4 protein-coding genes are annotated in these 8,107 nt (G+C 70.3%); 3 read left to right on the top strand and 1 reads right to left on the bottom strand.

Translation table 11 applies throughout. The features are described 5' to 3' along the window. Positions 1–145: 145 nt before the first annotated feature. Positions 146–2,950: a M14 family zinc carboxypeptidase gene (locus AB0B48_RS16395; protein WP_357201803.1), complete on the bottom strand. Its 2,805-nt coding sequence runs from the start codon at positions 2,948–2,950 to the stop codon at positions 146–148. A 168-nt stretch (positions 2,951–3,118) separates the two neighbouring features. Here AB0B48_RS16395 and AB0B48_RS16390 point away from each other — a divergent pair, with 168 nt between their 5' ends. From AB0B48_RS16390 to AB0B48_RS16380, 3 genes are all read left to right on the top strand, one after another. Beyond that, the gene (locus AB0B48_RS16390) at positions 3,119–3,502 is read left to right on the top strand and encodes a hypothetical protein (RefSeq protein WP_357201800.1); all 384 of its coding nucleotides are present in this window, start codon (positions 3,119–3,121) and stop codon (positions 3,500–3,502) included. A 194-nt stretch (positions 3,503–3,696) separates the two neighbouring features. Next, complete coding sequence (locus AB0B48_RS16385) at positions 3,697–5,790, top strand: hypothetical protein (protein ID WP_357201797.1); 2,094 nt, start codon at positions 3,697–3,699, stop codon at positions 5,788–5,790. A 10-nt stretch (positions 5,791–5,800) separates the two neighbouring features. Beyond that, positions 5,801–8,062, top strand: coding sequence for a hypothetical protein (locus AB0B48_RS16380; RefSeq protein ID WP_357201794.1), 2,262 nt, complete (start codon positions 5,801–5,803; stop codon positions 8,060–8,062). Positions 8,063–8,107: the final 45 nt, after the last annotated feature.

Here is an 8,107-nt window from a genome sequence, read left to right as displayed (position 1 = left end):
GGCCCGGGGGGGGCGGGCGTTGTTATTGGAGCCTTGGGCGGGGCTGGGTTGGGGGCCCGTGCCCGCCCCCGGTACATCCCCCCACCAGACCCCTACGCGCCCGTCCCCAGCCGAGGGGACGGGCGCTTCGCTGTGTACGGGTTGGTCAGCCCACCACCGACCGCAGTGGCACCTTAGCGGCGTTCAGCGCGCGTACCAGATCCCTGGCGAACGGGTGTTCGTCCACCTGGAGCCCCTGCGGGTTCGGGATCACGACGTACGCCGAACCGTTCTTCTCGGACGCCTGCGCGTCGGTGGTGAAGCGTTCGACGATCGCCCGGGTGCGGGGCAGGTCACCGGCCGCCACCTGGATGGTGATCGGCCGCCAGTCGCCGCCCAGGTCCGGCGTCACCGGCGCGGCGGCGGCGCTGGCGCGCGCCGCGTCGACACCGGCCGGGCGTCGGGCGTCCGACGCGGCGGTCGCCGGGTAGAGCAGCGCGTTGGCGACCAGGTGCAGGCCATTTTCGTTGTACGCGCGGAAGAGCGGATTGAACGCGAACAGCACCGCCCGACCGGCGCCGGTCGGTTCGTCGACGACGGCCGCCGTGCCCTTCAACGTCTCCGCGCCGACTGTGAAACCGTTGGCCCAGAAGGTGTCACCCGTCGGGTAGGTGAGCACGTTCGTCCCGGTGGTGCTCGGGGTGAGGATCGGGTCGCTGTTGTTGAACTCGAAGTCCTCCGCCGGGCGACCCAGCGCCACCGGGCTGTCCCGGTCGACGTCGACGCGCAGGTGCGAGCCGATCACCAGGTAGTCCGCGGGCTTCGTCTTCTCGGTGGTCGAGGTGAGCCCGGCGGCGCGGGCGACCCGGGTGCCCTCGTTGCGCAGCCCGAGGTAGGTGTGGCCCCGGCTGATCCAGTCGCGCAGGTTGGCCTGCCCGGCGGCGGTCAGACCGCCGGTGGCGCTGCTGCCGTCCGGCACCAGCAGCACGGTACGCCCGGTGAACGCCTCGGTGTTGTCGTTGATGTCGGCCGTGGTGACCGGTGTGAGGTCGAGCCCCCACCGCTTGCCGAGCACGTAACGGGCCTCGCCGTGCGAACCGGAGGTGGTGGAGATGCCGGTGCCCTGGAACAGCCCCACGTCGGGCAGGTCGAGGCGGGTGCCGGCGGGCCGACCGCCCGGGGTCAGGGTGACGCCGAGCCCCTTGGCCAGTTCGTCCACGGTCCGGTTCACCGTGGCCGCCGGGATGGCGACCCTGCTGGTCGTGAGGTCACGGACCAGGGGTACGCCACGGCCGAGCAGGGTGAAGGTGAACTCCGCGGCGGCGGCCGAGTCCAGCGGGTACGTGTACGAGCCCCAGGGCCACGCCGCGCCGGTGCGACCGCCGGAGACCTTGCGCACCAGTTCGGCCCTCGGCCGGACGGTGTCTCCGGTGTAGATGGTGTTGATGCCCATCAGCAGCGGGTTGCTCCAGGACGACACGTCGTAGAAGTACGGGAACGGGACGTACGGGTCCTCGCCCATGACGGCCTGGATCCAGTGCTTCTGCGGCTGGTCCATCGGAATCCAGTACGCGCCCTTGGGCACTGTCACGTTCGTGGCGCTACGCCCGCCGAAGACCCGTGCGGTGGGCACCCGGGTCGTCTTCTGCACCTCGTACACCTCGACGTCCATCCGGCGTAGCCGCTCGACGAGTTGGCGGACGTCGGCGAGTTGCCGGTCGGGCAGCAGGAAGTACGAGCGGATGGTGAGGTCCGGCACCGGGAACTGCACCTCGTTGGTGGGCTGCACCACCTCGTTCGGCTCCAGGGTGCCCGCCCTGCCCTGGGCGAGCGCGTCGGTCCAGATGTCGAAGTAGCCGTCCAGCACCTCGCGCTTGTTGGCGGCGGCCCAGCCGAGCGTCGACCACTGGGTGTGGAACTGCTGCTGGACCCGGTCGGCCACCGCCGACGCGCTGCCCTTCTCGTACGTCATGCCGGCCGCGCCGAAGCCGGTGGTCGGCACGGTGTCGCCGTAGCCCATGAAGAACATGTCGTACGTGTCGTAGTTGAAGTAGCACTCGGTGGTGACGGTGTCGTCGCAGGCCCCGTTGAAGCCGAAGCCGGCCTTGTTGGCCTCGCCGATGCGGTTGATCCAGTCCACCGCCTCCCCGGCGATCTCGTGGTGGATCGGATCGGCGTTGGGCGGGAAGAAGTACTGCCGGCCGCCCATCTCGTGTGCGTCGATGAACACCTGCGGCGGGTAGCGGCGCAGCAGTTCGAGCTTGCCGTCGGTCTCCTGTTGGGTGCGGGCGAACCAGTCCCGGTTCAGGTCGAAGCCGAACTCGTTCTGCCGGCGGGTCGCGTCACGGCCGTCCGGGTTTTGAGTGGGGACGATGATGGTGACCAGGTTGTCGTTGCGCTGGGCGACAGCGCAGGACAGACCCGCTGCCAACTCGTAGAGCGTCTTGAGCGCCGCGTCGGCGCCGCTCTTCTCTCCGCCGTGCACGTTCGCGGTGACCCAGACGATGGCCGGGCTGTCCTTCGCCGTCCGGGCGGCCGTTCGCGCGCTGGTCCGGCGAGGGTCGCGCAGGTTCCGGATGTCGTCGGCGATCTCGCGGAGCGCGGCGGGCCGCACGTGGCGTTCGTTGGACACCACCGCGTACGGCAACGGCTGGCCGAGCACACTGGTGGTCATCACGCCGGTCACGACCCGGTTCGAGGCGCGATCGACCGCCCCGAGGTATGTCCGGACCTCGTCGTTGGTGACGACCCGCTCCTGTCCCGCGCCGAGCGGGAAGCCGAGCACGGCGTCCGGGCTGGGCACTGTGGTCAGCCGGGCGGTCGGGTCGCTGCTGCAGGGGGTCGGCCGGGCGGCGCTCGCGGCTGCCGGGCCGCTGAGCAGGGGTGCCATACCGAGCAGGAGCGCGATCGTGGCGGCGTTGGCCAGCCGCTTCGCAGGGAGGGTCCAGAACGGACGCGACGATGGGGCCATGTCTCGGGTTCCCTTCTTGGGGGAAAGCCTCGCAGTGGCCGGAGCCTATGGACGGGCGGACGCGACGGTCAAGCTCTGATCGACTTCGGTGACTGCGAGGGCTGCCGAGGGCCACGCCGGCTGGCAGGATGACGGAGTGGGGTTGGCCTTCGCCGGAAGGAGAAGACGTTGCCCGCGTCTCAGGAGACGATCACGCTGTCGGTCTGTCCGGATCTTCCCTCTGCCGATGCTCGACGTTCTCTGGGGTCCTGGCTTCGCGCCGAGAACCGGCTCCGTGACAGTGTGACCACCGCGCCCGCCGCGGGTGCCACTGACGTGCTGGTGGTCGCCGTCGACGGCGGCGGCGCCATCATGGTGCTGGTGCAGGCGATCGCCGGCTGGTTGACCCACCGCCGCGACGACGTGACGGTGCGGCTCACCGGTGCGGACGGCTGGTCGGCCGAGTTGGACGTCCGCGGTGCTCGTGACATGGATCAGGTGACAGCGCTCATCGAGGCTGCGGTGCGTGCTCTGGCCGATCACCGACCGACGGTCGAGACGAACGACCGCTGAGCCGCTCCGGCCCGAGCAGGTCGACCGGCCGTCCGCACCCGACGGCAGACGATGTGCACCCGCCTCGACGATGACCGATATCGATCGCTGCACGATCACCCGGCCACGCGCTCCGAAGTGGATCCATGTCGGGTTCTCGACCCAGCGCTACCGCCCGAATCCCCTTGCCCGGACAGTGCACTGCGCCGGAGGAGGTGGGGAAGTTGGGGCAACCGACTGGCGAGACCGTCATGATCCGGGACTGGTTCAGTGTGCCGCGGGTGTCCGCCGAGAACCGGGCGGCGGTCTACGGCGTACGGACCCAGGATCCGCGGGTGGAGTTCGTCGCGCTGACCGTACGGTACTGGGTGGACGCGCACGCCACCCGCTCGATGACCCGCGACCGGGTGTTGCAGGCGATGACCGGCCGGATCTCCGCCGACAACGTCTGGGACCTGGTCGCGATGCTGGCGAGGCTCGGGCTGGCCGAGGAGTTCTTCGACCTGGCGGCCTCCGACGTCGACGCGGACGGCGCGTTCCGACGGTTCCTGCTCGGCCTCGACCCCGCGCTGTTCGACGCGATGCGCCACTACGCGGCCTGGAACGGCATCAATCCGAAGCTGTTCCTCGACGGCTTCCTGGTGGGCGTCGGGGAGTCGTTGGCGACTGTGGTGGTCGACCTCGGCAAACTGGTGCAACTGGTCGGTCGGCTCCAGCAGGAGCAGTTCACCACCCTGATCGTGCTCACCGTGGACCCCCGGGCCGGCCTGCGACGTCTTGCCGAGCAGGCCACCGTCGTCCGCGAGGCGCTGGCCGGCGTCGTGGCCGCGCTGGACCCGAGCACAGTGCCCGAGCGGCTGCTGACGCTCTGGCGCGGCTGGGCGACGGAATTCGGGCGGCACCTGGAGGATCTCGATCCGTTCGCCGCCGGCCGGCTGCTCGGCCGGATCGCCGGCGACCTGTTCCAGGTGCTGACCGGCCTGGTCCACCTGGTCCGGCTACTCGGTGGCGTGGCGGTGCGCGCCGCGATCCGGTACGTGCCGCTGCTGATCGTGGGCGCCCGGGAGGCCGCCGCCGAGGTCCGTCTCCTGACCACCCAGATCGCCGCGCTGCTCGTCGCGATCGGCCGGGCGGCACTGCTCGCCACGCCGCAGGTAGGCCTGGCGGTGCTGCGTACCCTGTTCCCCCCGAAGGTGCTCGACGCGTTGTTCCGGCACGGCCGGGCGCTGCTCGTCGATGCCGAGCTGACCCTGACGGTGTTCAACCAGGCCGCGCACGCCGAGGCGTTCGCCGGGGCGGGTGCGGGCGCCCGGCTCAGCGCGCTGATCAGCGCCGACGGCAAACCGGTCCTGATGGCGTGCATGTCGGAGACCGTGTCGTCGGCAGGCCGTTCGGCCAGCCGAGCGGAGCTGAACCAGGCGCTCGACGAGATCATCAAGCGGGTCGAGGACCTGCGCGAGCTCAAACCGCCCAAGACCCCCCGCGACATCCGGGCCGCCGCAGTGCGGGCCGCCATCGCCCGTCAGCTCGAGCAGCGCCTGACCACCGTCTTCAACCGGGCGTTGCAGACCGCCGCGTACGAGGAGTTCCGCGCGCTGCGGAAGGCCGGGCAGGCACAACCGTGGCGGCTCGGCCAACAGGTACACCGGCGGATGGCGGCCGAGACCGCCCAGTTGGTCGCTCGCTCACCGGGGTTGCAGCCGTTCGCGGAGAAGTCGCTCGCCACTGTCGTCGAAGCGGTCCGCGCGGCCAACCCGGAGCTGGCTGCGGCCCTGCGTGGCTCCGACGCGGTGCTACGGCAGACGGTCGCTCAACTCCTGCTCAGCCACCCGGACCGGGACCTGCTGCTGCGTCTCGTCGGGTTCACCAGGAGCCCGGCCGCGGCCGGCGCGGAAAAGGCGTTGGCCACCCACCTCGCCGAGCGGTTCGGCTGGAAGGCGTCCACCACCGTCGGTGAGCTTCGCAGCGACCTGCTGTTGGTCGATTCGGAGGCGGCCCGGGTCACCAACGTGGACTGGACCGCGTCGACGAAGCTGGAGCGCTTCGAGAAGACGTGGGGCACTGTCGCCGACGACCTCGGCGAGGCGTTCGACGGTCGCTGGGAGGCGATCGCGGACGCCTACCAGCGGGCCAGCAAGGGCGGGGTGCCGGCTGAGGTCGTCGCCGGCCTGGAGGAGCTGACGGCGCACGCGGTGCGAGAGACCGTCGTCCGGCAGGCCGCCCTCAGCCAGTTGTTTCCCGGGTTCTTCGTCACCTCGCACGAAATGACCTACCAGGGTCTGCACGCCCTTTACAAACTGCCACTTTAGAGGAGCACCGATGGGTGAAGTCGTCGTCGCCGAGGCGGACCTGGCGACGCTGGGGTTCAGTAACGCGCACTCCGACCGCTACGTCTACTCCAACTACTTCGTGCCGGTCCAGCTCACCTTCGACGACGGGCAGACGCCGCTGTTGCCCTTCTACGTCAAGCAGGCGTTGATCGAGGCGATGCGGTACGGCGGGCTCTCCCAGGACCGGCTGCCGCACCTGCTCAAGGAACTCGGTCTGTCGGAGCTGTGGAAGGCCAACGACATGGACGCCGCCGAGGCGGCGCTGCCGGGGCAGGACTCCGGCATGATCTACCGGGAGCCGCCGGCTCGGCGCCAGAGCATCCTCGGCGACCAGGAGGCGGAGTTCGTCGCCGGCCTGCTCCAGTCCGACGTGGGCATCGCGTTCCTCGACCGGACCCGGATCCGGCCGGTGGGCTTCGCGCTCGGCGAGCACGTCTACGCGTTGGCGCTCGCGCCCGGCGAGGAGGCGGTGCTGGAGCAGCGCACCTACACCAAGCGTGAGCTGACCCTGGAGGAGCAGGACGAGACCGAGAGGCAGACGGACGTCGAGCTGACCAGCGCGCTCACCACGGAACTACAGGAGGGCTTCGAGCGGCAGAAGTCGCTCACCGACACCTGGGGGCTCAACGCCAGCCACACCGGCCAGTACACCAGCCCGACCGGCGTCTGGGGCACCTTCAATGCCAGCCACACGATCGGCTACACGCGCAGCGTGACGGCGGCCAGCCAGGAGACCAGCCGCCGTGCGGTGAAGGACAGTCAGACCGCCACCTCCAAGGTCGCCGCCCGCTATCGCACCCAGCACAAGACCGACTTCAAGCTGGTGAGCGAGACCGGCATGGAGTCGACCTCGAAGCGGACCGTCCGCAATCCCAACCGGGTAACGCCGATCACGCTGCACTATTTCAAGGTGCTGCAACGCCTGGAGCTGGCCCACGAACGGTACGGCGCCCGGGTGTGCTGGGCGCCGACGGTGAAGGACCCGGCGCTGGCGTTCGCCAAGAAGATCACCGACGGGCGCCAGCGGATCAGAGACAACGCTCTCGCCGCGCTGCCCACCATGCCGGTCAAGCCGGTGCGCCCCGCACCCGGAGTGCCAGCCGCCGTGGAGACCCGCACCATCCACTCCCCGGTGGTCACACTCGACAAGTGGGGCTTCACCGGCGACATGAGCGCCGACTACGACATCGACGTCACCTTCGACAGCGGGTGGGAGTGGGACGGCGACATCGAGAGCATTCGGCAGAACCTCAACCTGATCACCCGCCGGCCGCCGACGGGCATCGCGGCTCGGGTGGTCGGCGTTCCGGTGGTCACCGACGTCAACGGTCAGCCGGCACTGCGGGTACGCATCCACGTCGGCGCGGCCAGCTGGCTCGCCGGTCCCGGCGCCGACGTGCAGCTCGCCGCCACGTTCCGGCGTACCCCGACGCAGGTCGACCAGAATGCCGACGACGCCGCCTACAACGCGCTGGTGGCTGGCTATCTCACGGATCTGCAAGCCTGGCAGGACACGCGCGAGGCGGCGCTGGCGGCGGCCGAGGAGGCCGGGGACGAGTTCGAGGCGCGGCTGCGCGGCGGCTACTCACCGGTCAACGAGATGGTCTCGCAGATCGTCGAGGCGCACTTCCCGGCCAGTGTGCGGGACGAGGCGTGGGAGATTGACTTCTGGCACCGCGTCTTCGACTGGGAGCGCGCCTCGTTCGTGTCGTACCCCGGCTGGTGGTCAGCCGGTGACGCCCGTGCCCCCGAGCGCGACCCGAGCGACTTCCTCAACGCCAGCTGGGCCAAGCTCTACCTCCCGGTGCGGGCCGGTATGGAGCTTGCCGCGCTGCGGTGGATCTTCGGCAAGGCGGTGGCGACCCGGCTCGCGCCGGCGGTGGAGGAGCAACTGGCCGCGTTCGTCGACGAACTGGCAGCGTTCCGCACCAGTCACCTCGGCACCGGCGACGAGATGCCCGACCTGACCAGCGAGTGCCAGGAGGTGCCGGAGCGGGTCTACTGCCTGGCCAAGTGGGCCGAGCTGATGCCCACCGACGGCACTCACCTGGAGGTCGTGCAGGGTGCGACGACCGCGGCGGACGCGATCACCAGCAAGGAGATCACGGACGCGGAGGCTCTGCGGGCCGCGCTGCTCGACGGCGAGCTGCAGACCAACCGGCTCAAGACCAGGGCGTACGACCAGATGACCGGGGCCGCGGACGTCGACATCCACCTCGGCACGTCGGGTAACAGCAGCCCGACGGCGTGACGCACTGGCGGTTCACCGCCGCCCGCCGCCAGCCGAGGAGTCGGC

This window comes from Micromonospora sp. NPDC049089 (genome assembly GCF_040648775.1).
Classification (GTDB): domain Bacteria; phylum Actinomycetota; class Actinomycetes; order Mycobacteriales; family Micromonosporaceae; genus Micromonospora.
The sequence above is the reverse complement of the archived record's forward strand: the minus strand, read 5'-3'. Positions and strand labels throughout refer to the sequence as shown.